Annotated in this window: 20 protein-coding genes and 1 pseudogene; 13 read left to right on the forward strand and 8 right to left on the reverse strand. The window is 71.5% G+C overall.

Annotated elements, in window-relative coordinates; all coding sequences use genetic code 11:
* Nucleotides 1-44: 44 nt before the first annotated feature.
* The 4 genes from B072_RS0102935 to B072_RS0102950 all read left to right on the forward strand — a co-directional run bounded on the left by B072_RS0102935 (nucleotide 45) and on the right by B072_RS0102950 (nucleotide 6966).
* Nucleotides 45-1688 (forward strand): serine/threonine-protein kinase, encoded by a 1644-nt coding sequence (locus B072_RS0102935; RefSeq protein ID WP_018528428.1) that lies wholly within the window; start codon nucleotides 45-47, stop codon nucleotides 1686-1688.
* A gap of 85 nt (nucleotides 1689-1773) precedes the next feature.
* A complete protein-coding gene (locus B072_RS0102940; protein ID WP_078506273.1) occupies nucleotides 1774-3396 on the forward strand; it encodes a serine/threonine-protein kinase in 1623 nt (540 codons plus the stop codon).
* Nucleotides 3397-3531: 135 nt separating this feature from the next.
* Complete coding sequence (locus tag B072_RS0102945) at nucleotides 3532-5145, forward strand: succinic semialdehyde dehydrogenase (RefSeq protein ID WP_018528430.1); 1614 nt, start codon at nucleotides 3532-3534, stop codon at nucleotides 5143-5145.
* A gap of 33 nt (nucleotides 5146-5178) precedes the next feature.
* Entirely contained in the window at nucleotides 5179-6966 is a 1788-nt protein-coding gene (locus B072_RS0102950) for a GMC oxidoreductase (RefSeq protein ID WP_026245389.1), read from the forward strand.
* A gap of 78 nt (nucleotides 6967-7044) precedes the next feature.
* Here the strand turns inward: B072_RS0102950 and B072_RS0102955 are convergent, their stop codons facing one another.
* Nucleotides 7045-8046, reverse strand: a complete 1002-nt coding sequence (locus B072_RS0102955; RefSeq protein WP_018528432.1) for an LPXTG cell wall anchor domain-containing protein — start codon at nucleotides 8044-8046, stop codon at nucleotides 7045-7047.
* A 320-nt stretch (nucleotides 8047-8366) separates the two neighbouring features.
* Here B072_RS0102955 and B072_RS0102960 point away from each other — a divergent pair, with 320 nt between their 5' ends.
* On the forward strand, nucleotides 8367-9098 hold the full coding sequence (locus B072_RS0102960; RefSeq protein WP_234018775.1) for a hypothetical protein: 732 nt from the start codon (nucleotides 8367-8369) through the stop codon (nucleotides 9096-9098).
* A gap of 488 nt (nucleotides 9099-9586) precedes the next feature.
* Here B072_RS0102960 and B072_RS0102965 read toward each other — a convergent pair whose 3' ends face one another.
* Complete coding sequence (locus B072_RS0102965) at nucleotides 9587-9874, reverse strand: chorismate mutase (protein WP_018528434.1); 288 nt, start codon at nucleotides 9872-9874, stop codon at nucleotides 9587-9589.
* An 820-nt stretch (nucleotides 9875-10694) separates the two neighbouring features.
* Here B072_RS0102965 and guaA point away from each other — a divergent pair.
* Nucleotides 10695-12275, forward strand: a complete 1581-nt coding sequence (guaA, locus tag B072_RS0102970; RefSeq protein WP_018528435.1) for a glutamine-hydrolyzing GMP synthase — start codon at nucleotides 10695-10697, stop codon at nucleotides 12273-12275.
* A gap of 81 nt (nucleotides 12276-12356) precedes the next feature.
* On the opposite strand, the gene B072_RS0102975 is transcribed toward guaA, so the two are convergent.
* The gene (locus tag B072_RS0102975; protein WP_018528436.1) at nucleotides 12357-12836 is read right to left on the reverse strand and encodes a pyridoxamine 5'-phosphate oxidase family protein; all 480 of its coding nucleotides are present in this window, start codon (nucleotides 12834-12836) and stop codon (nucleotides 12357-12359) included.
* 116 nt (nucleotides 12837-12952) lie between these two features.
* Here B072_RS0102975 and B072_RS0102980 point away from each other — a divergent pair, with 116 nt between their 5' ends.
* On the forward strand, nucleotides 12953-13762 hold the full coding sequence (locus B072_RS0102980) for a class II aldolase/adducin family protein (RefSeq protein WP_018528437.1): 810 nt from the start codon (nucleotides 12953-12955) through the stop codon (nucleotides 13760-13762).
* A gap of 11 nt (nucleotides 13763-13773) precedes the next feature.
* Here the strand turns inward: B072_RS0102980 and B072_RS0102985 are convergent, their stop codons facing one another.
* The gene (locus B072_RS0102985) at nucleotides 13774-14661 is read right to left on the reverse strand and encodes a DUF4429 domain-containing protein (RefSeq protein WP_018528438.1); all 888 of its coding nucleotides are present in this window, start codon (nucleotides 14659-14661) and stop codon (nucleotides 13774-13776) included.
* A gap of 174 nt (nucleotides 14662-14835) precedes the next feature.
* On the opposite strand from B072_RS0102985, the gene B072_RS0102990 reads away from it, so the two are divergent.
* Together B072_RS0102990 and B072_RS0102995 are read left to right on the forward strand one after the other, a co-directional pair.
* Nucleotides 14836-16107, forward strand: coding sequence for a hypothetical protein (locus tag B072_RS0102990; RefSeq protein ID WP_026245390.1), 1272 nt, complete (start codon nucleotides 14836-14838; stop codon nucleotides 16105-16107).
* 120 nt (nucleotides 16108-16227) lie between these two features.
* Nucleotides 16228-16749 carry a DoxX family protein gene (locus tag B072_RS0102995; protein WP_018528440.1) on the forward strand — a complete coding sequence of 174 codons (522 nt, stop codon included), beginning with the start codon at nucleotides 16228-16230 and terminating at the stop codon, nucleotides 16747-16749.
* Nucleotides 16750-17057: 308 nt separating this feature from the next.
* On the opposite strand, the gene B072_RS0103000 is transcribed toward B072_RS0102995, so the two are convergent.
* Nucleotides 17058-17261: a hypothetical protein gene (locus tag B072_RS0103000; RefSeq protein WP_018528441.1), complete on the reverse strand. Its 204-nt coding sequence runs from the start codon at nucleotides 17259-17261 to the stop codon at nucleotides 17058-17060.
* A complete protein-coding gene (locus tag B072_RS0103005) occupies nucleotides 17251-18555 on the reverse strand; it encodes a PspC domain-containing protein (protein WP_018528442.1) in 1305 nt (434 codons plus the stop codon). The genes B072_RS0103000 and B072_RS0103005 overlap by 11 nt, the downstream gene beginning before the upstream one ends.
* Nucleotides 18556-18730: 175 nt before the next feature.
* Between B072_RS0103005 and B072_RS0103010 the strand changes: the two genes are divergently transcribed.
* The 3 genes and pseudogenes from B072_RS0103010 to B072_RS42225 form a co-directional block, all read left to right on the forward strand.
* A complete protein-coding gene (locus B072_RS0103010; RefSeq protein ID WP_026245391.1) occupies nucleotides 18731-20038 on the forward strand; it encodes an ATP-binding protein in 1308 nt (435 codons plus the stop codon).
* Nucleotides 20035-20727, forward strand: coding sequence for a LuxR C-terminal-related transcriptional regulator (locus tag B072_RS0103015; protein ID WP_018528444.1), 693 nt, complete (start codon nucleotides 20035-20037; stop codon nucleotides 20725-20727). Before B072_RS0103010 ends, B072_RS0103015 begins: the two co-directional genes overlap by 4 nt.
* Before the next feature lie 57 nt (nucleotides 20728-20784).
* Nucleotides 20785-21168, forward strand: a pseudogene (locus tag B072_RS42225) (LysE family translocator); the annotation flags it as partial.
* Between the two features lie 157 nt (nucleotides 21169-21325).
* On the opposite strand, the gene B072_RS0103025 reads toward B072_RS42225, so the two are convergent.
* Complete coding sequence (locus B072_RS0103025; protein ID WP_018528446.1) at nucleotides 21326-22387, reverse strand: serine hydrolase domain-containing protein; 1062 nt, start codon at nucleotides 22385-22387, stop codon at nucleotides 21326-21328.
* 252 nt (nucleotides 22388-22639) lie between these two features.
* Between B072_RS0103025 and B072_RS0103030 the strand changes: the two genes are divergently transcribed.
* On the forward strand, nucleotides 22640-23410 hold the full coding sequence (locus B072_RS0103030) for a class I SAM-dependent DNA methyltransferase (RefSeq protein WP_026245392.1): 771 nt from the start codon (nucleotides 22640-22642) through the stop codon (nucleotides 23408-23410).
* A 16-nt stretch (nucleotides 23411-23426) separates the two neighbouring features.
* Here B072_RS0103030 and B072_RS0103035 read toward each other — a convergent pair whose 3' ends face one another.
* A complete protein-coding gene (locus B072_RS0103035) occupies nucleotides 23427-24479 on the reverse strand; it encodes a C40 family peptidase (RefSeq protein ID WP_018528448.1) in 1053 nt (350 codons plus the stop codon).
* Nucleotides 24480-24617: the final 138 nt, after the last annotated feature.

The following is a 24617-nucleotide window of genomic DNA, read 5'->3' on the forward strand; positions in this document are numbered from 1 at the left end:
GACCCCAGTGGAACCAGCGGCGCCCGCACTGTAGGGATGGACCCATGAGTGACAACGGGGGAGTTCCCTTCGGATCGGGCCAGGGCCCGAGCGAGCCCACCAGCTACGGACTGCGGCCGCCGCAGCCGCACGTGCCGTTCGAGGGCAACCCGTACGCGCAACAGCCCACCCAGGTGGTGCCGCCGCGGCAGACCGATCCCGGCGCGGGCCGGCTGGTCGCCGGGCGCTACCGGCTGCTGAGCAAGCTGGGCAACGGCGGCATGGGCACCGTGTGGCGGGCCAAGGACGAGACGGTGGACCGGGAGGTCGCGGTCAAGGAGCCGCGGCTGCCCGACCATCTGCCCGACCGCGAGCGGTCCAACGCGTTCGAGCGGATGCGGCGCGAGGCGCGGGCCGCGGCCCGGCTCGACCACCCGGCGGTGGTGAACGTGCACGACGTCGCCGTCGAGGACGGACAGCCGTGGATCGTCATGGAGTTCGTGCAGGGACGTTCGCTCGGCGAGGCGCTGCGCGAGGGCACGCTCGGCGTGCGCGATGCCGCCCGGATCGGCCTGGAGGTGCTCGGCGCGCTGGAGGCGGCCCACGCCGCCGGGATCCTGCACCGTGACGTCAAGCCGGACAACGTGATGCTGGGCCGCCACGACCGCGTGATCCTCACCGACTTCGGCATCGCCCAGATCGAGGGCGAGACGAACCTGACCGACACCGGCGGCTTCGTCGGCTCCCCCGAATTCATCGCGCCGGAGCGGGTGTTGGGGCAGCGGCCCGGACCCGCCTCCGACCTGTGGTCGCTGGGTGTCGTGCTGTACGCGGCGACCGAGGGCGTCTCGCCGTTCCGCCGCAGCAACACCCCCGCGACCCTCCAGTCGGTCCTGAACGCGACACCGGCCGCGCCCGCCTCCGCGCAGGGCCCGCTGGCCGACGCGATCAACGGCCTGTTGCAGAAGGACGCGGCCCGCCGCCCGAACGCGGCGCAGGTGCGGGCCCTCCTGGAGCGCGCCGCCGAGCCGCCGGTCCAGCAGCCCACGCAGGTCGTGCGGATCGGCTCCGCCACGGGCGGGTTCCGGCTCGGCCGCAAGGCGCTGATCGGGATCGGGGCGGGCATCGTCGCGCTCGCGGTCGCGGCGTACCTGGTGCTCGCCAATCCGTTCGCCGGGCCGCTGCCGGACGGCTGGGAGGAACACGACGAGGGGAAGATGCTGGCCGCCTCGTTCGCCGCGCCGCCGGACTACGTGCGGACCGTGGTGGACAACAGCATCTACAAGACCGACCACTGGGTGGCGTACAACGACCCCAGCTACGCCGTCTCCATCACGCTCAGTCTGGACAAGAAGTCCGAGGATTCGCTGGGCGAGATCGCCAGCGACGCCAGCGCGCAGGCCAACAAGGACTCCGACAAGATCAACAAGGGCGACAACTCCGACATGGCGGAGAAGCCCGCCCCCAGGAGCACGACGGAGCTGACCAAGTACAAGGACCGTGACGCCGCCCTGAACACGGTCACCTACTCGGACGACTCCGACGCGGACGCCGTCAAGCCCCGCGAGGCCAAGGTGCTGTACTTCAGGACCACGAAGGGTGACATGTACCGGCTGTGGATCGACTATCCGGGCAAGGGCGACTTCGTCGACCACGGCCGCGAGGTCGCGGAGACCGCCATCGCGAACCTGGAAATCGACAACCTCTGACGTGGCCGGCAACGAGGGACGACACGACGAAGGCCGCCTGATCGGCGGCCGGTACCGGCTCGCCGAGCGGATCGGCGCCGGAGGCATGGGCACCGTGTGGCGCGCGGTCGACGAACTCGTCGGCCGCGACGTCGCCGTGAAGCAGCCGCGGCTGCCCGGTGACCCGCACGGCGAGGCCCAGCGGCGCGCCTGTGCCCGCCTCCAGCGCGAGGCGCGGGCCGCGGCAGGCGTCGACCATCCGTCGGCGGTCACCGTGCACGACGTGGTGGTCGAGGACGAACTCCCGTGGATCGTCATGGAGTTGGTGCGCGGCGAGTCGCTGCACGAGCTGCTGGCCCGTGGCCCGCTCAGCCCGCCCGAGGCCGCCCGGATCGGCCTCGCCGTGCTCGGCGCCCTGCGCGCCGCGCACGCCAAGGGCATCGTGCACCGCGACGTGAAACCGGCGAACGTGCTGCTCGGCCCGCACGGCCGCGTCGTCCTCACCGACTTCGGCATCGCGCACATCCAGGGCGAGGAGTCGCTCACGGTCAGCGGCGAGTTCGTCGGCTCCCTGGAGTGCATCGCGCCGGAGCGCATGTCGGGGGAGCGTGCCGGACCGGCAAGTGACCTGTGGTCGCTGGGAGTTCTGCTCTACGCGGCCGTGGAGGGCTGGTCCCCGTTCCGGCGCACGACGCTGGAGTCCACGCTCGCCGCGATCCTCTCCTTCGACCCGCCGGAGCCCGAACGGGCCGGTGCGCTGGGCCCGTTGATCGCCGAGCTGCTGGCCAAGGACCCGCAGCGGCGGCCGAACGCGGACGCGGTGGCCGAAGACCTTCGGGCGGCCCTCGACCCGGCGGCGTCGCCGCGCGCGGCCAGGGACCCGGGCACCGTGCGACTGGCCCGCGCCGAGAGCCCCCGGCCGCCCGAGCCTGCGGCGCCGCAAGCGCCGGAAGCGCCCGCGGTGCCCGACACGACCCAGGAGGAGAGCAGGCCCGGGAAGTCCCGCCGCACACCGGCGCTGCTGGCGGCGGCCCTGGCGGGTGCGCTGCTCGTCGGCGGCGGGGTCTGGCTCGGCACGTCGCTCGGCTCGGGGCCGGACGACAAGGGGGCCGGGTCCGGCGCGGGCTCGGTGGTGTCGGAGGGGGAGATCGAGTCGACGCTGCCCGACGCGCCGAACGGCCAGGGTTCGCCGTCGGCCTCGCCTTCGGGCAAGGCATCGGACAAGGCCGACGGGGACGCCGAGGCCGACGGGGGCGCCGAGGCCGACGCGGGCTGGATCGCCCACGAGGAGTCGGACGTCGGCGCCGTGATCTGGGCCCCCGCCGAGCTCACCGACGTCTACCACGACCCCTCCCGCGACGGCGTCCAGTACACCGATCCGAAGAGCGACGTGACGCTGAGCCTGAAGCGCTGGAAGCCCGAGCCCGGCGGCTCGGGCGCACTGGCGTGGGCGAACGGCGTGGGCGAGAGCTACGAGAAGGACGGCTCCAGCGACATCACCAAGACGGTCACCAAGGCCGACTTCCACGGCAAGGACGCAGCCCAGCTCGACATCACGTACACCGGCGCCAACGGGAGTGTCATGCGCGAGATGCGCCTGTACGTCGTCGACGCGACGGGTCGCTACGACCTCGGCGTGACCATGCCGAAGGGGGTCGCGCACGACGAGAAACAGGGCACGGACGTCTTCAAGGGCGCCCGGGACCGGCTGGAGCTCGAAAAGAGTTGAGAGGTGTCTGTCCGCAGAGAAAAGCCGCTGATCAGCGGCTTTGCTGCCAGTGATCGCTGGCGCGGTGTGAGAACGCGGTGAAGGCGGATTACCGACGGGTACCGAAAGCGTTGGCTTGGGCTTACTCTCGCCATCATGACGGAGTCGCAGGTCACCACCGAAAGCACCACGAACCCCATCGCCGCCGCCCCGAAGGGCGCGCGCACCGCCGCCGACGTGGTCACGCCCGAGCTGGTCGCCCAGCTGACCCGTGACGTGGTCGGTTCGGGGCGGACGGCGAACCACACGCCGTTCACCGGGGAGAAGCTCGCCGACCTGCCCGAGTCGACCCCCGACGACGTGGCCACCGCTTTCGAGCGGGCCCGCGCGGCGCAGGCCGTCTGGGCGAAGACCCCCGTGCGGCAGCGCGCGGCCGTCCTGCTCCGCTTCCACGACCTGGTCCTCGCCCGCCAGGCCGAGGTGCTCGACCTGATCCAGCTGGAGACCGGCAAGGCCCGCCTGCACGCGCACGAGGAGGTCCAGGCCGTCGCGGTGGCCGCCCGCCACTACGGCAGGAAGGCCCCGTCGTACCTGAGGGCCAAGCGGCACACCGGCGCCGTCCCCACCCTCACCAAGGTGACCGAGCTGCGCCAGCCGCGCGGCGTCGTCGGCCAGATCGCCCCCTGGAACTACCCCCTGGAGCTGTCGGTCGGCGACGCGCTCCCGGCCTTCGTGTCCGGCAACGCGGTCGTCATGAAGCCCGACACCGAGACCTGCCTGACGGCCCTGTGGGCGCGTGACCTGCTGATCGAGGCCGGTCTGCCCGCGGAGGTCTTCCAGGTCGTCCTCGGCGAAGGCCCGGTCGTGGGGCCCGAGTTGGTCAAGCACGCCGACTACGTCTCGTTCACCGGCTCCACCCGCACCGGCCGCGAGGTCGCACAGGGCGCCGCCGCCCGCCTGGTCGGCGTCTCCCTCGAACTCGGCGGCAAGAACGCCATGCTGGTCCTCAAGGACGCCGACGTCGAGAAGGCGGCGGCCGGAGCGGTCCGGGCCTGCTTCTCCTCCGCCGGTCAACTCTGCATCTCCATCGAGCGGTTGTACGTCCACGAGTCGATCGCCGACGCGTTCGTCGCCCGGTTCGCCGCCCGCACCAAGGCGATGCGGCTCGGCAGGTCCCTCGCGTACGGCGCCGACATGGGCTCCCTCGTGGGCGAGCGCCAGCTGGAGACCGTGACCCGGCACGTCGAGGAGGCCGTCTCCAAGGGCGCCACGCTCGTCGCGGGCGGCGTCGCGCGCCCCGACATCGGCCCGTTCTTCTTCGAGCCGACCATCCTGGACGGCGTCGAGGCGCCGATGGCGGTCTGCAACGAGGAGACCTTCGGCCCGGTCGTCTCGATCTACCGCTTCAGCGACGAGGACGAGGTCGTCGCGCAGGCCAACTCGACCGCGTACGGCCTGAATTCCTCGGTGTGGACGAAGGACGCCAGGCGCGGCCACGAGATCGCCGCCCGCCTGCGCACCGGCACCGTCAACATCAACGAGGGCTACGCGCCCGCGTACGGCTCCGTCCAGTCGCCCATGGGCGGCATGAAGGACTCGGGCCTCGGCCGCCGCCACGGCAGCGAGGGCCTCCTCAAGTACACCGAGGCGCAGACGGTCGCGCACCAGCGGGTGATGCCGATGGCGCCGTCGTTCGGGATGAGCGACGAGAAGTACGCGGACTTCATGACCCGCAGCCTCTCCCTGATGAAGAAGTTCCGGCTCAAGTAGCAGACGCAGCGCCGTTCGAAGGAGAACGTGTACGTGACTGAGGACGCCTACGACTACGACGTGGTGGTCATCGGCTCCGGGTTCGGTGGCTCGGTGTCGGCTCTGCGGCTGACCGAGAAGGGCTATCGCGTCGGGGTGCTCGAAGCGGGACGCCGGTTCACCCCCGGCACCCTCCCCAAGAACTCCTGGGACATCAAGAACTATCTCTGGGCGCCCAGGCTCGGCATGTACGGCATCCAGCGCATCCACCTGCTCGGCAACGTGATGGTGCTGGCCGGCGCGGGCGTCGGCGGCGGTTCGCTGAACTACGCCAACACCCTCTACGTGCCCCCGAAGCCCTTCTTCGAGGACCCGCAGTGGAAGGACATCACCGACTGGGAGGAGGAGTTGAAGCCGTACTACGACCAGGCGAAGCGCATGCTCGGGGTCCGGCTCAACAAGACGATGACCCCGGCCGACGTGCACCTGAAGGCGGCCGCCCAGTCGATGGGCATCGGTGACACCTTCCACATGGCGCCGGTCGGCGTCTTCTTCGGCGACGGCGACGACGCCGAGGGCTCCGACGCGACGCGGGCGAAGCCGGGACAGCAGGTCGAGGACCCGTACTTCGGCGGAGCGGGCCCCGCCCGCAAGGCGTGCACCGAGTGCGGCGAGTGCATGACGGGCTGCCGCCACGGCGCGAAGAACACCCTGAACGAGAACTACCTGTACCTCGCCGAGAAGGCGGGCGCGGTCGTCCACCCGATGACGACGGTGGTCTCGGTGACGGACGACTCGCAGGGCGGCTACGCGATCGCGACCCTGCCGACCGACAACAAGAAGAAGTCGGCGGGCCGCACCCTCAAGGCCCGCAAGGTCGTCGTCGCGGCCGGCACGTACGGCACCCAGACCCTCCTGCACCGTATGAAGGCGAGCGGACAACTCCCGCACCTCTCGGAGAAGTTGGGAGAGCTGACCCGTACCAACTCCGAGGCTCTCGTCGGCGCGCAGACCACCGACCGGCGTTACAAGAAGAAGCACGGCGCGGGCCGGGCCGACTTCACCCGTGGCGTCGCCATCACGTCCTCGATCCACCCGGACGAGAACACGCACATCGAGCCGGTCCGCTACGGCAAGGGCTCGAACGCGATGGGCGGCATGTCGGTCCTTCAAGTCCCCTACGCGGAGGGCTCGTCGCTCGTCGCGGGCTGGCTGGCGAACGTCGTCAAGCACCCGACCCTGGCCGTGCGCGCGCTCTCCAACCGCAAGTGGTCGGAGCGCACCATCATCGGCCTCGTGATGCAGTCGCTCGACAACTCCCTGACGACGTACCTGAAGCCGGACGGCGTCGGCAAGGGTCTGCTCACGGCCAAGCAGGGCCACGGCGCCCCCAACCCCAAGCAGATCAAGGCGGCCTCGGAGGGCGCGGCCGCGCTCGCCGCCGAGATCAACGGCTTCGCGGGGTCGAACGTCGGTGAGCTGATGGGCACCCCGCTCACCGCCCACTTCCTCGGCGGCTGCCCCATCGGCGACAGCGCGGAGACCGGCGTGATCGACCCGTACCACCGGGTCTACGGCCACCCCGGCATCTCGGTCGTCGACGGCTCCGCGGTCTCCGCCAACCTGGGCGTGAACCCGTCGCTCACGATCACGGCGCAGGCCGAGCGCGCGATGTCGTACTGGCCCAACAAGGGCGAGGAGGACCAGCGCCCGCGGTCCGGCGCGGCGTACGTGCGGCTGTCCCCGGTCGAGCCGAAGAACCCGGCCGTCCCGGCGGACGCGTTCGGCGCGCTGAAGCTGCCGTTCCTGGGGATGCCGGCGGTGCCGCCGAAGAAGAAGTAACCGCGCGGCGGTCGATGGAGAGCACGAAGGACCCGCACCCCCCTCCGAGTGCGGGTCCTTCACCTGTCGTACGGGCGTTTACGCCTCGTTGCTCACCTTGCGACGACGCACGGAGTAGACGACACCGGCGCCGGCGACGACGGCGAGGCCGCCGATGACCCCGACGGTCGGCAGCATCGAGCTGGAGCCGGTCGCGGCGAGCGACCCGGCGAGCGGGGTGGAGCTGGACTGCGGCGCCGGCGTGTTGCTCGGCTCGGGCGTGCTCGTGGCCGGCGGGACCGTGCTCGGCGTCGCGTTGCCCGCGGCCAGGATCTCGAAGCGGTACTCCTGGTCCTCGGGGACGCTGAAGCCGCAGACGCCGTCCGCGTTCACGCTGGTGGCGAAGGCCATCGAGCCGCCGAGCCCGCTCGGGGCCTTGGCGTCGACCTTGATGCGCAGCTTGAGGTCGGCGTGCTTCTTCGGGGCGAGGGAGCCGAGGTCGGCGAAGTCGTCCGCGTCGATCTCGGTGTCGATGTTCTGCCAGACGGACCCGTCGGACCACTGCACGTGCAGGTAGCGGGAGATCTCCGTGGCGTCCTCGTTGTACTGGAACGCGAAGGCGTACAGCCCCGCCGAGACCGACTCGAAGTTCTCACCGGTGTAGTTGGAGACGCGGAACGTGAAGCCGTGCCAGCCGGAGCCCGCCACGATCTTCGAGGGCAGCCCGCGCAGCTCGGCGAGGGTGCCGGGGCTGTCCTCGTACTTGCTGCACTCGTCGGCCTCGTCCGTGGGCTCGTCCGTCGGCCCGTCGGTCGGCTCGTCGGTCTTCTCCGGCGGCGTGACGGGCGCGACCTCGCCGGGCGGGGTGTCGCCGGTCCCGGGATTGTCCGTCTGGGGCGTCTCGGCGGGGGTCTCCTCCGCGGGAGTCTCCTCGGCCGGCGGGGTCTGGGTCTCCGTCTCCTGCGGGGCCGGGGTCGTCGCGGTGGTCTCGGCGGTGGCGCCCGGCGCCGGGTCCGCGAAGGCGGCCGGAGCGGACAGGAGGGCGATCGGGGCTATGGCGGCCGTCGCGGCCGCAGTCACCAGTGCGCGGCGAAGCTTCATGAAGACCTCAATGGTTACGGAGTGGAGGCCTCCGCGGTGGCGATCGCGGGTGTGGCCGTTGGTTCGGCTTCTGTGACCTGCGATCCCTGTGAATGGTTGTCCCGAATCTCACAGAATCTTTATGAGACCCCGTGCCGGGGCCGGCACTGTGCCGCGTGTCATGTCCGCACCGTACAACCTTTTCGGTGATCTCTGATCGTTACCCAAAGAGGAGCTAAAGGGCTGGCAAATGCGCAGGTCGGGAGCTTTGATTGCGCCTCGGCGCGGCCGTCACGGCACTGTCGTGAACGCGCCCATGAACACCAGAGGTGGGGAAGAACGTGAAGTCAGGTCTGGGTCGCGTACTGGCAGGTGCCCTCGCGGTGGCGGCGCTCGCCACGACAGCGGCGTGCGGTGCGGGTGGGGACGACGCCAAGGGCGATGCCGCCAAGGATGCCGGGGCGAAGCCCGCGGCGAAGGCCTCGGCCTCGGCGAAGCCGGAGCTGAAGCCGCTCTCCGAGGCGGAGCTGACCAAGGTCGTCATCACCAAGGACGACGCCAAGGGCTGGCGCGTCGGCAAGACGCCCGACGCCGACATCCCGGACGTGAGCGTCCCCGCGAAGCCCGCCTCCTGCCAGGCGATCGCCGACCTGTTCCTGCTCGGCACCGAGCCCGACGCCGCGGCCCGCGTCTCGCGTTCGCTGACCAGCCAGAAGCAGACGGACGCCACGGTGATCCGGATGGCGCTGCTCGCGCACAAGGAGGGCGACGCCAAGAAGGTGGTCGCCGACCTGCGCACGCAGAGCGAGAAGTGCGACTCGTACGAGCACACCGACTACCAGTACACCGGCATCAAGCCGCTCAAGGCCCCGGCCCTGGGTGACGAGGCGGTCGCCTACTCGCTCACCGGCAAGATCGACGGTGAGACGATCCCGATGGCGTACACCATCGTGCGCAGCGGTTCGACGCTGACGGTCTTCTACGGGATGAACGTCCTGGACTCCAAGAAGGCCGAGGTTCCGGCCGAGCTGATCGAGGCGCAGGTGACGAAGCTGGAGAAGGCCGCGAAGTAGGACGGCGGCCGCACGGCGTGAGCGAAGGGCCCCGCAGGACGGATCTGCGGGGCCCTTCGCTGTCGGCTCCGACGTCAGGGCAGCGTCGGTGCCGCGGGACGGCGCCGGGGGGTAGCGCCGTTGGTCTCGTACGACCGCGATGGTCGATCGGCTTCTGGAGCAGGGGACTTGACGTACAGGCGTGGGGGTTTCCTGTGCGCCGTGCTCGGTGGTGTGGGGGGTGAGGAGGGAGGCCGGCCGGCCCCGGGCGTCCCCGGGACCGACCGTTCTCTTGGGTGACCGGGCTGCTGTCCCCTGCCGTCCGGTCACTTCACTGGAGCGAGGTCCCACGACGTACGGCGTGACCGTGACGTCTCATCGCTCCAGCGGAGCCACGCGTGGTTCGGTTGGGCCCGCCCCTGGCTGGCACGGACATCGGGACCAACGAAGCCTCCGGGCTTCTGGTCACGCGCCGTACGGGTGAGTGCGGAACCGAACTGAGATCCGGCTCAGACCCGGCCCCGGCACAGTTCGAGCAGCGTCATGGCGAGCGAGGTGCCGGGCTTGCCCAACGCCTCCCTGTAGTGACTCAGGATCTCCATCTCGCGCGAGAGGTTCACCCGCCGTCCGCCCGAGGTGATGCGGGCCTCCTGGATCACGGCGGACACGGCCATCCGTTCCTGGACGAGCCCGATGATCCGGTCGTCGAGCGCGTCGATGCGCTCGCGGGCGCCGGAGATCAGTTCGGCGGCGTCGACGGTGTGGGCGCCGGTCTTCTCGGTGGCGGTGGTGTTCATGATGCGGGCTCCTGAGAGGTGGGCGGCCACCCCGGCCCGACAACCCCCGGAAACGCCAGACGCCCCGGGCCTTGTCGGCCCGGGGCGCCTGGGAAGTCGCTTGTCAGTGGCTCAAGCAGCACAACCATGGCATCCGGCGGGCCGGCTGCCATAGGTAAAGACGAACGTCGTCTGCGAGAACATGAGGCCGAGTATAAGCACAACACCCCCCACCCAAAACGGCCCGCGCAGACGCCCGCCCCGCCAAGGGCGCGGGGAACGGCGCGAGCACCACGCACGGCGGGGCACCCGACGACGGCGACAAGCCCCGTCAGGGTCGCGGGGAACGGCGCGAGCACCACGCACGGCGGGGCACCCGACGACGTTGAAGAGCCCCGTCAGGGGCGCGGGGAACGGCGCGAGCACCACGCACGGCGGGGCACCCGACGACGGCGAAGAGCCCCGTCAGGGTCGCGGGGAACGGCGCGAGCAACCACACACGACCGGCACCCGACGACGGCGACAAGCCCCGCCAGGGGCGCGGGGAACGGCGCGACCAGCCACCGCGCACGCGCACCCGACGACGGCGACAAGCCCCGCCAGGGGCGCGGGGAACTGCGCGACCAGCCACCGCGCACGCGCACCCGACCACGAACACGAACACCGCCCACCCACTCACCCAGCATCCGACCCGCCCCCCATCACCCGCCCCCCATCACCCGCCCCCCATCACGAAGACCGGCCCGCGAAGCACCCCCGTCACAGGAGCCGCGAAGACCCCCGGGACCCGCCCGGTAGACTCGGCCGCACGACCCCCTGCTAAGCCGCCGGAAGGCAACCCGTGTCATCAGCGACTTCCGCTGCCGCCGCCCCCGACACCGTCCTGGTCGTCGACTTCGGTGCGCAGTACGCCCAGCTCATCGCCCGCCGCGTCCGTGAGGCCCGGGTCTACAGCGAGATCGTGCCGAGCACCATGCCGGTCGCGGAGATGCTCGCCAAGAACCCGGCGGCGATCATCCTCTCCGGCGGCCCCTCGTCGGTCTACGCGGAGGGCGCCCCGCGCCTGGACCGCGCGATCTTCGAGGCGGGTGTCCCCGTCTTCGGCATGTGCTACGGCTTCCAGCTCATGGCGACGACCCTCGGCGGCACCGTCGACAACACCGGCGCCCGCGAGTACGGCCGCACCCCGCTCGCCGTCTCCAAGGCCGACTCGACCCTCTTCGAGGGCACCCCGGCCGAGCAGCCCGTGTGGATGTCGCACGGCGACGCCTGCTCCGCCGCCCCCGAGGGCTTCACCGTGACCGCCTCCACCGAGGTCGTCCCGGTCGCCGCCTTCGAGAACGACGAGAAGAAGCTGTACGGGGTCCAGTACCACCCCGAGGTCATGCACTCGACCCACGGCCAGCAGGTGCTCGAGCACTTCCTGTACCGCGGTGCGGGCCTCAAGCCCGACTGGACGACCGGCAACGTCATCGAGGAGCAGGTCGCCGCGATCCGCGCCCAGGTCGGCGACAAGCGCGCCATCTGCGGTCTGTCCGGCGGCGTCGACTCGGCGGTCGCCGCGGCCCTGGTCCAGAAGGCCATCGGCTCGCAGCTGACCTGCGTGTACGTCGACCACGGCCTGATGCGCAAGGGCGAGACCGAGCAGGTCGAGAAGGACTTCGTCGCCGCGACCGGCGCGAACCTGAAGGTCGTCGACGCGAGCGAGCGCTTCCTGGACGCGCTGGCCGGGGTCTCCGACCCGGAGACCAAGCGCAAGATCATCGGCCGTGAGTTCATCCGCGTCTTCGAGCAGGCCCAGCTGGAGATCCTCCAGGAGGACGGCCCCGAGGTCGCGTTCCTCGTGCAGGGCACGCTCTACCCCGACGTCGTCGAGTCCGGCGGCGGCACCGGCACCGCGAACATCAAGTCGCACCACAACGTCGGCGGCCTGCCCGACGACATCGAGTTCGAGCTCGTCGAGCCGCTGCGCAAGCTGTTCAAGGACGAGGTCCGCATGGTCGGCGCCGAGCTCGGCCTGCCGGACGAGATCGTCCAGCGCCAGCCGTTCCCGGGTCCGGGTCTCGGTATCCGCATCGTCGGCGAGGTCACGCGCGACCGCCTCGACCTGCTGCGCGAGGCCGACGCCATCGCCCGCGAGGAGCTCACCGCGGCCGGCCTGGACCGCGAGATCTGGCAGTGCCCGGTGGTCCTGCTCGCGGACGTGCGCAGCGTCGGCGTCCAGGGCGACGGCCGCACGTACGGCCACCCGATCGTGCTGCGCCCCGTCTCGTCCGAGGACGCCATGACGGCGGACTGGACGCGGATGCCGTACGAGGTGCTCGCGAAGATCTCGACCCGGATCACGAACGAGGTCGCGGACGTCAACCGCGTCGTCCTCGACGTCACGAGCAAGCCGCCGGGCACCATCGAGTGGGAGTAGTCCCCGCGACCGTGTGACAGTGCCGCCCGCCTCGGTCGAGGCGGGCGGCACTGTCACACGTGCGGAGCGTGCCCGGGCCCGTCACGTCCGCTTCATCGTGCGGACCGCCTCGCCCGGCTTCCACACCCGCACCACCAGGTACGTGTCGTCCTCGACGGACGTACGCGTCACCTCGGTCAGTTCGGTGCGGAACAGGTGGAAGGAGTCCGGGTCGGGGACCTCGACCCGGTCGGTGTAGCGGGCGATCTCCGCCGGGTCCTCGACGAGGAGCGCGCGGCCGCTGATCCGCGCGTCGCCGCCGCCCATCGACTGGCCCTCGCCCGGGTTCGCCTGGAGCGCGAACCGCGCGTCGCGCAGCAGGTCCCGCGCCTTCAGTGAGTCCGGCATCATGCCGAGCCACAACTCCCCGTGCAGAAAACGGACTTCGAGCCCCGAGGTGCGCGGCGAACCGTCCTTGCGCAGGGTCGCGAGCACGTGGTGCGTGTACGCGGTGAAGCGTTCCTCGACGGTCTTGGCGAGATCGGGTTCCGCGGTCGTGAAAGCTGCCCAGTTCGACGTCATGCGTCGAGTCTGCCGCGCATACCCGACATCTTCTGTCCGGTATCGCGGGTGACTCGCCGCATTCTCTTCACAGCCCGGCTCTGTCGCCTTGAAGAGCGCGGAGGTACCTTCCGCCCATGTCGACGCAGAGCCCCGTGCCCGGATCCGCCCCCGCCCCGATACCCACCGACCAGCTGCACTTCGCCATGCCGCCGGTGCACACGAGCGCCGCCGACGAGCGGCGGTACCGCAAGGAGCGGCTCGCGGGGGCGCTGCGGAACTTCGGCCGGCTCGGGTACGAGGACGGGGTGTCGGGCCACATCACCGTCCGCGACCCGGAGTTCGACGACTGCTACTGGGTCAATCCGTTCGGGATGCCGTTCCGGCACGTCACCGTCGGCGACCTCGTCCTCGCCAACGGGGACGGGCAGGTGCTCCACGGCCGCTACCACGTCAACCAGGCGGCCTTCACCGTGCACGCCGAGGTGCACCGCGCCCGCCCCGAGCTGGTGGCCGTCGCGCACTGCCACTCCACGTACGGCCGCGCCCTGTCCGCGCTCGGCGAGCTGGTCGAGCCGATCACCCAGGAGGCGTGCGCCTTCTACGAGGATCACGCGCTGCTCGACGAGTACACGGGTGTCTCCGTGGACGCGGGGGAGGGCAAGCGGATCGCCGTGGCGCTGGGCCACTACAAGGCGCTCGTGCTGCGCAACCACGGACTGCTGACCGTGGGGGACTCGGTGGACGCGGCGGCCTGGTGGTTCATCGCCCTGGAGCGGTGCTGCCAGGTCCAGCTGGCCGCGCGGGCGGCCGGACGCCCCGTACTGATCGACCGACGCCAGGCCCTGGCGACCCGCGACCAGACGGGCGGCGACCTCGTGGCGTGGATCAACTACCAGAGCATGTGGCAGGACATCACCCGCAGCGAGCCGGAGCTGTTGGCGTAGAGACGCCGCGCTCAACGGAAATCGCGGAGCACCACCCGCTTGGTCATCGCGAACTCCTCCTGCGTGAGCACCCCTTGACGGTGCAGATCACCCAACTCCCGCAGCCGTCGCAGGAGTACGTCATGATCGGCTCGGCGACCCGCGTCCTGGGCCGGCAAGGCGTCACGCGGCGCCGACGGGTGCGGCAGGCGGGCGGTGACCGCCGCCGCGACGAGTGCCGTCAGCAGGTCCTTGCGGGCGTTGCCCCACAGGTCGAGGGCGTACGGGTCCTTCTCCGGCGGGAGCCGGGCGGGCGCGGGCGCGTGCTCGGCGTGCGTGGTCCCCTTGGTCACGAAGCGCAGGAACCCGTCCTCGTAACCGGAGTTGGGCACCCAGTCGACCCCGTCGAGGTCGCCGAGCGCGATGACCCGCGGGCCCGTCGACCGCTTCACCCGGTCCGAGGTGTCGCTCCAGTCGATCCGCACCCGGCTGCCGTCGAAGGAGACCGTGCCGTCGCTGGAGCGCACCGAGACGGGGACGGCGGGCCCGGGGACGAGATACGACTCGGCGGGCCCCTCCGGCAGCTGTTCGAGGAGCAGTGCCTGCCGTATCTCCTCCGCGAGGTACTCGGCGACGCCCGAGCGGTCCGTGTCGACGGCGAGCCGGTAGGGGTCCGCGGACTCCGGGAGGCGGCCGCCGGTGGCCTGAAGCAGCGGGTCGGCGGCCTCGCGCAGGGTGAGCCGGAGCCGGCCGCGGCGGCGCTCCGGTTCGTAGGCGACGCCGGCGACGGCCGCCAGCGGCACGTCGACCTCGCCGTACGTCTGCCGCAGCAGGGCCACGCTGCGGTGCAGACCCGGGGTGATGCGGACCGTGGTTCCGTCGAAGGCCCAGGTTCCGTCACGCTGGATGATCTCGGCCATACGGAAATTCTCGCAGCGTCGTCAACACTCCGGTCAATGTGGGCGAAAGCCATTCACCCTCCCAGGGTGGACCTGCGCGCCGGAGCGTGCGCCGGGTACGGCACAATTCCCTCTCATCACACGGAAGTTGACGGCAACCACGGGATCATGGATTCCGAAGGCGGGGGCACGACGGTGGCGGTGCAGGAAGCACGGCAGGGGCAGGACACGCACGGGGGCGGCTGCACCTGCGGAGACTGTCCGCACGGGGCGCGCCAGGGGCACCGCAGGGCGGTCGCCGCGTTCCTCGCCAAGCGCGACGAACTGGCGGCCGGCACCGGTCTGCCGCCCGCCGTCGCCCACTCGGCCGGGGCGTCCCGGCAGTGGATCTCCGACGAACTGACCCAGTCCGCCCAGGCGGTCGCCGACCGGAGCCGGGAGGAGGGCGCCGCCTGGCTGGCCGGGCTGTGGCCGCGCACCCTGTACGTCGTCTGGGGCGGCGTCGGACTGCTGTTCCTGGTCCAGCTGATCACGGCGTTCGGCGCGGGCTGGAGCGCCGCCCGCACCGCCGGGCTCGTCGCCGCCGCGGTCCTCGCCGGGCTGCTGACCGGCGCCGCGTACCTGCACCGGACGCGCGGCGGCGTCCTCGCCCCGATGATCGGCGAGGACAACCGGCTTTCGACGTCGCGCGCGGTGGCGGCCGTGGTGGTGCTGCTGTCCGTGTACGCGGTCCTCGTCCTGGCCGGTGAACTGGCGGCCGCGTCCGGTCCTGCCCGGCGCGACGCGCTGATCGACGGCCTCGAACTCGCCCGGGGCGCCGGTCTGTTGACGGTCCTCGCGGTGGTCTGCGCGGTGGCCGTCCTGGTCCGCCGCGTCGTCGGGCTCCGGGTCCTCGGCCAGCGCCTTCAGAAGGTGCGGGCGGCCCGGCCGCGCGCCGCCGACCTGCTCACCGACGACTCCGGGCGCGGCAGCTTCACCGACACGCAGTACGTGGCCGTGTGCGCCGCCGCGGTGGTCTGGGCCGGGGCCCGGCTCGCCCGTCGCCCCGACCAACTCCCGGACCTGCCCTGGGGGCTGGCGGTCCTCGTCGTCGTCTCGGCGGCGACGTATCTGACGGGCAAGTACGCGGAGGGCGGCCGCCCCGTCATCCACTCCGTGGTGCGGGCCAGGGAGGCCGGCGACCTCGACGCCCCGATCCGCACCGGCGACGACATCGAGATCCGCGGCGCCGGTTTCGTCCCGCCGGGCGCGGGCTCCGCCGACCAGCTGACCCGGGTCGCCGTGCGCATCGGCCCGGTCCACGTCCACGTCCCGCTGGTCCCGGTCCCCGGCGGCTTCACCAACCCGGCGGACGCGCTGCTCACCGTGCCCGTTCCGGTGGACGTGGAGCCCGGCCGGGTCGAGGTGCAGGTGATCACGGCGACGGGCGTCGAGACGAACCGCTGTGCGATCGACGTCGTCGACTGAGCCGCCGATTGACCGTTCATCGAACTGAGCCGAACATGCTTCTCGTACGTATGGTCAAGTAAAGGCGTGTAGCGGGCTCGATCGGAAACGGCCCCAGGCGCGAGAGGCGGCGGATCGGCTATGGCGCACGGCATGCGGACCGACTCGTACATCGGGTACGTCGACGGGGGACGCGGCGGCTGGCGGGAGACCGCCCAGCGGTACGCGCTGGTGCCGTTGCGCGTGTTCCTCGGGATCACGTTCATCTACGCGGCCTACGACAAGCTCAGCGACAGCGCGTTCTTCGCGGCGACCGGGGCCGGGTCGATCGGCGAGCAGATGCGCGGGGTGCGGGACAGCTCCGCGATTCCCGGGCTCGTCGACCTGGCGCTGAAGTCACCGGCCGGCTTCGGCTACGCGATCGCCTTCGGTGAGCTGGCGGTGGGCATCGGTACGTTGCTCGGGGTGCTGGCCCGGATCGCGGCGGTGGGCGGCGCGCTGATCTCGCTGAGCCTGTGGCTGACGGTGAGCTGGCAGGTGGAGCCGTACTTCCTCGGCAACGACCTGGCGTACCTGATGGCGTGGCTCCCGCTGATCCTGGCCGGGGCGGCGGTGTGGTCGGTGGATGCGTGGTGGCGGGGCCGGAGGCGCGGCTCGTTGTAGTTCGGGGTGCGCGGGTGCGGCTGCGTCGTGGCTGGTCGCGCAGTTCCCCGCGCCCCTGATCGACCGCCGTAGCTCCGGCCGTTGTGGGCAGCTGCGGGTGCGTGGGGCTTCTCGCGCAGTTCCCCGCGCCCCTGAAGCGAGCTCCGCTCGCCCAGGGGAGGCGCGGCGGAGCCGCTGCCTCAGGGGCGCGGGGAACTGCGCGAGCAACCACCCGCGACCTTCAGCCGCACGCCAGGGGAACCCGGCAGGCGCGAAGGCGATAGGGGCGCGGGGAACTGCGCAAACAGCCCCCCCCCACGCACCCGGAGCTATGGCGCCCCGCGCCGTCGTCCCCGTACCGCCCGCGCCGTCATCCCCACCACCCCGGCCAGGCACAGCCCCCCGACCACCAGCGGAATCACCACGAACCACGGCGTGTCCCAGGCCCCGCCCGCGTCGCCGAAGTACACGACCCCGGTCAGCATCAGGACGAGCCCCGCCAGCAGCCGCCCGGGCCAGAAGTCATGCCGCACGGGACACCTCCACCTGTCCGGCCCCGACCTCGACGTGCAGCTCGACCGTGCCGGAGGCCTTCGCGCCGGCGGGCGGGTCGAGCGTGACCCGCTTCTCGACGCCCGGCTGGACGTCGACGTCGTTCGACTCGTCGCCGGGCAACTGGACGTCCCCGACCCCGACCTCGGCGTGCAGTTCCACCGTCGCCCCCTTCGGCACCACGATCTTCGCCCGGCCGGCGCCCACCTGCACGTGCGTGGACACCGACGCGCCCTTGGCCACGGCCACCTTCGACAGGTCGAGGGTGCCGACGCCGGAGCCGAGTTCGTACTTCTCGTGGACGGCGGAGACGCTCGCCGGTGACCAGTCCGTGCGCATCCACCGCGTGCTGATGTTGGCGGGCAGCGCGGCGGACCCCGCGAGCAGCCCCGCCGTGACGACCGCGAGGACGATCGAGCCCGCGCCGGTGCGCCCGCGGAAGGAGCTGACCGCGATGCCGAGTCCGAGGACGACGAGCGCGCAGGCGAGGCCGGTCTGCAGGCTGTGGCTGAGCGTGCGGTCGTCCCAGGTCGCGCCGGTACCGATGAGCCCGGCGACGAGCGCGACGAGGAAGGTGGGCCCGCCGATGCCGCGCGGCCCGCGCGGCCGGGGCGGCGCCGGGGCCCTCCTGCCCGCGGGCCCCGCCGCGGCCGCGTACCCGGGGGTGAGGTCCTCGGCGCCCGGCGGCCCCCAGAAGTACCCGGTGCCGCCGGAGTGGGTGCCGTCCTTGACGATCGGGTCCCGCCACCACGACGGCGCGGCCCCGGTGACCGGCGGTGCCTGCGCCTCGGGCGGCGCGTCCGCGACGGCCTGCGCGGCGACGGGGTCGGCCTCGGCGGTGGCGGGGCGCCGCTGCGACCAGTACCCGGCGCCCGCGAGGAGCAGGGCGAGGACGGCGGCGAAGGTGAGGGCGCCGCCGTTGTTCAGCATGGAGAGGAAGACGCCGCAGCCGACCAGGGCGGTGACGATCGCGGCGAGCCCCGGACCGTCGACCCGCCCGGTGAGCAGCTTCCTGAACTCGTTCTCGTCCGCGTCGTCGTACGGCACGAAGAGCCAGGCGAAGCCGTAGAAGATCAGGCCGACGCCGCCGGTCACGGCGAGCACGGCGAGCACGATCCGGAAGATCACCGGGTCCATGTCGCAGTGCCGGCCGAGCCCCGCGCACACGCCGCCCAGCGTCTTGTGCCGGCGGTCCCTGCGGAAGCGGCGCGCGGGCGCGGGTTCCTTGCCGGAGGCCGGGGCGGCCGTGCCGACCGGGGATTCCTCTTGCGTCATACGTCCATGGTGGCGGCCCGGAGCCGCGTACGGCAGTCGGGACAACCCTGGCCGGACCCTGAGATCGCCCCTGAGCCCCGTCCCCGTACGAAGCGCGTAGGCAGGTGAAGATCAGGGGAGTCTCGGGGCACGACCCTGATGCCGGGCCCTGCCTCGCCGTGTGACGATCGGTGGCATGCCGGAAGCAGCGACCGCTCCACTCGTGGAAGACCCGCGGCCGCCGCGCAAGCTCTACCGAAGCAGCGACGGACGCTGGCTGGGCGGAGTCGCGCGGGGCCTGGCCGGGCATCTCGGCCTGCCCGTCGTCTGGGTACGGCTCGTCTTCGTGGGCCTGTTCATGGCGGACGGTCTCGGCGCCCTGCTGTACGCGGCGTTCTGGTTCTTCGTCCCGCTCGGCGTCGGCGGCGTCGACACGGACCGCCAGGTCGCCTCGTCGATGCTCACCACGGAGATCGCGCCGGACGGGCGCCGCCGGCTGGTCGCGCGCCGCCCCGACAAGGGGCAGATCCTCGCGCTCGTGCTGATGGTCATCGTCGCGATGATCTTCGTGCAGAACGTGAACCTGACCGGTAACACCAAGGCGTACCTGGTGCCGGCCGTGCTCGTCGGCGCGGGTGTCGCCCTCGTGTGGCGCCAGGCGGACAACGCGCGCAGGGCCCGCTGGATGGAGGCGGGCCGCCGCAGGCGCACCCTGAACCTGGCCCGCGCGGCCGCCGGAGTGGTCCTCGTCGGCACGGGCGTGACCGGCATCTTCGTCACCCAGGGCGCCACCCGGCACCTCGGCTCGATCCTCCAGGCGGCGCTCGCGGTCCTGGTCGGCATCGCGCTGCTCGCCGGCCCCTACCTGATCCGGATGACGCAGGACCTGTCCGAGGAGCGCCTGATGCGCATCCGCGCGCAGGAGCGGGCCGAGGTCGCGGCCCACGTCCACGACTCGGTCCTGCACACCCTCACCCTGATCCAGCGCAACGCGGACAGCCCGGCCGAGGTGCGCCGCCTGGCCCGCGCGCAGGAGCGGGACCTGCGGGCCTGGCTGTACAAGCCCGCCGCCGCGGAGAATCCGCAGGAGCCCGAGACGGTCGCGGAGGCCGTCAAGCGCAACGCGGCCGAGGTCGAGGACAAGCACGGCGTCCCGCTCGAGGTCGTGGTGGTCGGTGACTGCCCGCTCGACGAAGGACTCACGGCACAGATGCAGGCCGCGAGGGAAGCGATGGTGAACGCCGCCAAGTACGGTGGCGAGGGCGGCGCGGTCCAGGTCTTCGCGGAGGTCGAGTCGTCCACGGAGGGGGTCGAGGTGTTCGTGTCCGTACGTGACCGGGGACCGGGTTTTGATCTCGACTCCATCCCCGCCGACCGCATGGGCGTAAGAGAATCGATCATCGGCCGGATGGAACGCAACGGCGGCACGGCCCGACTGCGGGCGGTGCCGGACGGCGGCACGGAGGTCGAACTGACCATGAAGAGGGCGGAGAGGACGTCATGACCGACGAGACAGCGGAGCAGGGCCCCGGGCGGCACGTGCGAGTGGTCCTGGTCGACGACCACCGCATGTTCCGTACCGGCGTCCAGGCGGAGATCGGGCGGACCGAGACCACGGGCGTCGAGGTCGTCGGCGAGGCGGCCGACGTGGACCAGGCGGTCACGGTCATCACGGCGACCCGCCCCGAGGTGGTCCTCCTCGACGTGCATCTGCCGGGCGGCGGCGGCGTCGAAGTCCTGCGCCGCAGCGCCGCGTTGATGTCGGACGCCGAGAACCCGGTGCGCTTCCTCGCCCTGTCGGTGTCGGACGCGGCGGAGGACGTCATCGGCGTCATCCGCGGCGGCGCGCGCGGCTACGTCACCAAGACGATCACCGGCACGGACCTGGTCGACTCGATCTTCCGCGTCCAGGACGGCGACGCGGTGTTCTCGCCGCGGCTCGCGGGCTTCGTGCTCGACGCCTTCGCCTCGACGGACGCGCCGCCGGTCGACGAGGACCTGGACCGTCTCACGCAGCGCGAGCGGGAGGTCCTGCGCCTCATCGCCCGCGGCTACGCGTACAAGGAGATCGCGAAGCAGCTGTTCATCTCGGTGAAGACGGTCGAGTCGCACGTCTCGGCGGTGCTGCGCAAGCTGCAGCTGTCCAACCGGCACGAGCTGACGCGGTGGGCGACGGCGCGCCGGCTGGTCTGAGCCGGGCGCCCCGATATCGGTGGCCTTCGCCAACTCCTCTGTGTCTGGATGGAGTTCATGATGACCACCGACCCCCTTCTCGCCTTCGCGGCGATGTCCTTCCTCCTCATCGTCATCCCGGGGCCCAGCGTCCCGTTCGTCGTCGGGCGTGCTCTCGCCCAGGGCCGCCGGGCCGCACTGACCACGGTCGTGGGCAACACGGTGGGGTCGTACGTCCTGGTCGTCGCCGTGGCCCTCGGCGTCGGCACGGTCGTGGAGCGCTCCATCACGGTGTTCACGGCCCTGAAGCTGCTGGGCGGGGCGTATCTCGTCCACCTGGGCGTGCGCGCGATCCGGTAACGCCGTTCGCTGCAGGCCGTGTTCACCGACTCGGGCGCCGCGGCCTCGGGCACGCTGCGCACCTTCTGGGCTGAGAAACGGTGGGGCGTTGGTGTTCCGCGTTGTCGTTTCATAGGACACCTACATGCGGGCGGGCCGTTGCACGCCACACCTGGCTAAGACGCCCCTGTGACACGCGAGTCGAAGATCGGTGACGAAGAGGCGGAGGAAGCGGGGCCGGCACGTCCCCGGCGGGGGCCGGCACGTCCCCGGCGGGGCCTCAGAACACCGCCTTGACGAGCTTCTGCGTGGCCTCCTGGAACGGGACGGCCAGGGAGAGGCCCGCGTCGTCCACGTAGTTCAGCGCCGCGGTCAGGGTCGTACGGCCGTCGGGGGTGCTGTACATCAGCGCGCCGTGGCCCGCGATGCCGCCGTTGTGGGTGATGACGGTGCCGCCGTCGCCCGTGTCCTGGACGAAGACGCCGAGGCCGTAGCCGACCTTGGGGTGCGGTGCGCACATCTCGGCGAGGAGCGGGGCGGGCAGCAGCCTGCCGGTCACGAGCGCGGAGATGAAGGTGTGCAGGTCCCGGGTGGTCGAGATCATGTCGCCGCCGGTGGAGATCCAGGACGGGTTCTGGCGGGTGACGTCGACGACCGTCTCGGCGCCGTCCTCCTCGTACCGGTAGTAGGCGTGGGCGTGCGGCTCGGGGACGTCCACCTGGGTGTCGCCGGGCACGAAGGTGTCCGTCAGGCCGAGCGGCTCCAGGATCCGCAGCCGCATCTCCTCGGCCAGGGAGCGGCCGGTGACCTCCTCGATCAGGAGTCGGGCGAGGACGTAGTTGGTGTTGGCGTAGCTCCAGTCGGTGCCCGGCTCGAACCGCGCCGGCTTGGCCAGCGCGAACCGCACCAGCTCCTCCGGGAGGTGCGACTCGAACCGGCCCTCCACCCACTCCCGGCCCTGCCAGGGCATGCCCGGCGCGACGGTCCCGTCCTCGTAGTACTCGCCGGTGTAGTTGAAGACGCCGCTGGTGTGCTGGAGCAGCATTCGTACGGTGATCCGCGGATCGAGGTCGAACTGGGTGAGCCGGTCGGCGACTTGGTCGTCCAGGGCGATCAGTCCGTCGGCCACCAGTTGCAGCATCACGGTCGCGGTGAAGGTCTTGGTGTTGCTGCCGATGCGTACGTGCCCGTCGGCCGGCGGCTCGTCGCTGCCGCCCAGCTCGCCGAGCCCGGCTGTGCCGACCCACTCGCCGTGCTCGTCGTGCACGCGCAGCTGTACGCCGGTGAAGCCGGAGTCGACGATCTCCTGGATGACCTTCTGCAGCTCCGGACGGTTCGACATCGTGGGCTCCTTCATCTCGGTGCGTTGTTGTTTCTGATGATGGAAACGCTACGTTGCGTTCGATGATGAAGCAAGATTGTCAGTGGGTCAGAATCGCTTAAGTGCAGTTCAGTGGCGTGTAATTGGTGCAATGAGTCTGCAAGGTAATGCAATGATGGGTGGGTGAGTGTTGCAATGGAGTGGAGGTGAACGCCATCTCCCGGAGCGGAAATTCGCGTGCGTCCCCGTGCCCACCCCCACTACGGTCCCCGCATGGCCCATGGAGACGACGGAAAAGACGGCTACTTCCCGGAATCCATTGCTGCGGACTACGACCGGTCCGCCGCCCGCATGTTCACCCCCGAGGCCCTCGACCCCACCCTCGACCTCCTCGCCGAACTCGCGGGCAAGGGGCCCGCGTTGGAGTTCGGCATCGGCACCGGCCGGGTCGCGCTGCCGCTCCGCGCGCGCGGCGTCGACGTGCACGGGATCGACCTGTCCAGGGCGATGGTCGCGCGGCTGCGCGCCAAGCCGGGCGGCGAGCAAGTGCCCGTAGAGATCGGGGACTTCGCCACGACGCGGGTCGACGGGGGCGACGGGGCGGGCGGCTTCACGCTCGCCTACCTCGTCTTCAACACGATCGGCAACCTGCTCACCCAGGACGCGCAGGTCGACTGCTTCCGCAACGCGGCCGCGCATCTCGCCCCCGGCGGCACCTTCGTCGTGGAGCTGGAGGTGCCTGCACTGCGACTGCTGCCGTACGGGCAGGAGGCCGTGCCGTTCCAGGTCAGTGACACGCGCTGGGCGTTCGACCGGTACGACGTGGCGACCCAGGCCATGAGCTCGAACTACTTCACCGTGGACCCCGGGACCGGGCAGGGCTCCTGCTGGACCATCCCCTTCAGGTACGCATGGCCGTCCGAGCTGGACCTGATGGCGCGGATCGCCGGGCTGCGGCTGCGTGAACGGTGGGACGGATGGACCCGGGAGCCGTTCACGAGCGACAGTCGGCAGCACGTGTCCGTGTGGGAGAAGGCCGGCTGAGTCGCGGAGCGGCCGCTCACACCACCCGCGCCGCCCCCGCGAACGGCATCTGGTCGATCGGCGCGACCCGCACCGGCGCGCTCGGGTTCGGGGCGTGGATCATCTGGCCGTTGCCGATGTACAGACCGACGTGGCTGATCCCGGAGTAGAAGAACACCAGGTCACCCGGCTGGAGTTGGGAGCGTGACACGCGCTGCCCCGCGTTGATCTGCGCGTACGTGGTGCGGGGCAGCGAGACGCCCGCCGCCCGGTACGCCGCCTGGGTGAGGCCCGAGCAGTCGAAGGCGTTCGGCCCTGTCGCGCCCCAGACGTAGGGGCTGCCGAGGGCGTTGCGCGCGTACGCGATGGCGGCCTCGGCGCGGGAGTTGGGGGCCTTGGTCGTCAGACCCGCGCGGTCGGCCGTGGAGCGGGAGGCGCGGGAGGCGCCGTCGGCGTCCTGGAGCGCGGAGCGGTCCGCCGGGTCGAGCCGGCCGAGGAGGTCGCGGGCCTCGGCCAGCTTCCCCGTCACCGTCTTCTTCTGCTTCTCCAACTCGCGCTGTTTGACGCGGAGTTCGCGGACCTTCGTATCGGCCTCGTCGTGCAGCTGGTCGATCCCGCGCAGCGCGTTGCGGACCCGGGTGATCGTGGCGGCCTGACGGGTGCCGACCCGGTCGGTGAGGGCCGCCTCGTCGAGGTAGCGGTCCGGGGTGGAGGAGAGCAGGAGCTGCAGGGACGGATCGACGCCGCCGGTACGGTACTGCGCCGCCGCGGCCGAACCGAGGCTCTGCCGGGCGGAGTTGAGGGACTCCTCGCGCCGGGCCGCCTCGTCCTGCAGCGTCTTCATCTTCTTGCGGGCCCTCTTGGCGTCTTCCTTCGCGCCGTTGTACTTGTCGGTGGCGGCCTCGGCCTCCTGGTAGAGCCTGTCGACCTTCGCCTTCACCTGAGCGGGGGTGAGCCGCGGCTCCGCGTACGCCGTGCCGCTCTCGAAAGCGGTGGCGCTCGCCGCGGAGGCGAGAGCGATGGTGGCCGCGGTACGGACCGTATGGCCACTGAGCGAACGCTGCTTGGGCTTGCGATGCGCTGCCGGCACGAAGTGCCACGTCCTTCCGGGTCGTACTACCGCCTGCCGCGCTTCTTCGCGCGTCCGGCGGCGGCCCGCACAGGGGGAGCGGACCGCCGCCGGACCTTTCTCGGCGGTGGTGTCCGACTGCCGCCCCTGGCCCGGGCG

It is taken from the genome of Streptomyces sp. HmicA12, from assembly GCF_000373565.1.
Taxonomy (GTDB): Bacteria; Actinomycetota; Actinomycetes; order Streptomycetales; family Streptomycetaceae; genus Streptomyces.

Bases quoted from the DNA above. Each gene is read 5' to 3' on its own strand.
- B072_RS0102940 (WP_078506273.1), top strand. From the start codon at position 1,774: ATGGGCACCGTGTGGCGCGCGGTCGACGAACTCGTCGGCCGCGACGTC.
- B072_RS0103010 (WP_026245391.1), top strand. From the start codon at position 18,731: ATGCCGGAAGCAGCGACCGCTCCACTCGTGGAAGACCCGCGGCCGCCG.
- B072_RS0102965 (WP_018528434.1), bottom strand. From the start codon at position 9,874: ATGAACACCACCGCCACCGAGAAGACCGGCGCCCACACCGTCGACGCC.
- B072_RS0103005 (WP_018528442.1), bottom strand. From the start codon at position 18,555: ATGACGCAAGAGGAATCCCCGGTCGGCACGGCCGCCCCGGCCTCCGGC.
- B072_RS0103030 (WP_026245392.1), top strand. From the start codon at position 22,640: ATGGCCCATGGAGACGACGGAAAAGACGGCTACTTCCCGGAATCCATT.
- B072_RS0103015 (WP_018528444.1), top strand. From the start codon at position 20,035: ATGACCGACGAGACAGCGGAGCAGGGCCCCGGGCGGCACGTGCGAGTG.
- B072_RS0102945 (WP_018528430.1), top strand. From the start codon at position 3,532: ATGACGGAGTCGCAGGTCACCACCGAAAGCACCACGAACCCCATCGCC.
- B072_RS0102975 (WP_018528436.1), bottom strand. From the start codon at position 12,836: ATGACGTCGAACTGGGCAGCTTTCACGACCGCGGAACCCGATCTCGCC.
- B072_RS0103025 (WP_018528446.1), bottom strand. From the start codon at position 22,387: ATGTCGAACCGTCCGGAGCTGCAGAAGGTCATCCAGGAGATCGTCGAC.
- B072_RS0102955 (WP_018528432.1), bottom strand. From the start codon at position 8,046: ATGAAGCTTCGCCGCGCACTGGTGACTGCGGCCGCGACGGCCGCCATA.
- B072_RS0102980 (WP_018528437.1), top strand. From the start codon at position 12,953: ATGTCGACGCAGAGCCCCGTGCCCGGATCCGCCCCCGCCCCGATACCC.
- B072_RS0102995 (WP_018528440.1), top strand. From the start codon at position 16,228: ATGGCGCACGGCATGCGGACCGACTCGTACATCGGGTACGTCGACGGG.
- B072_RS0102935 (WP_018528428.1), top strand. From the start codon at position 45: ATGAGTGACAACGGGGGAGTTCCCTTCGGATCGGGCCAGGGCCCGAGC.
- B072_RS0102985 (WP_018528438.1), bottom strand. From the start codon at position 14,661: ATGGCCGAGATCATCCAGCGTGACGGAACCTGGGCCTTCGACGGAACC.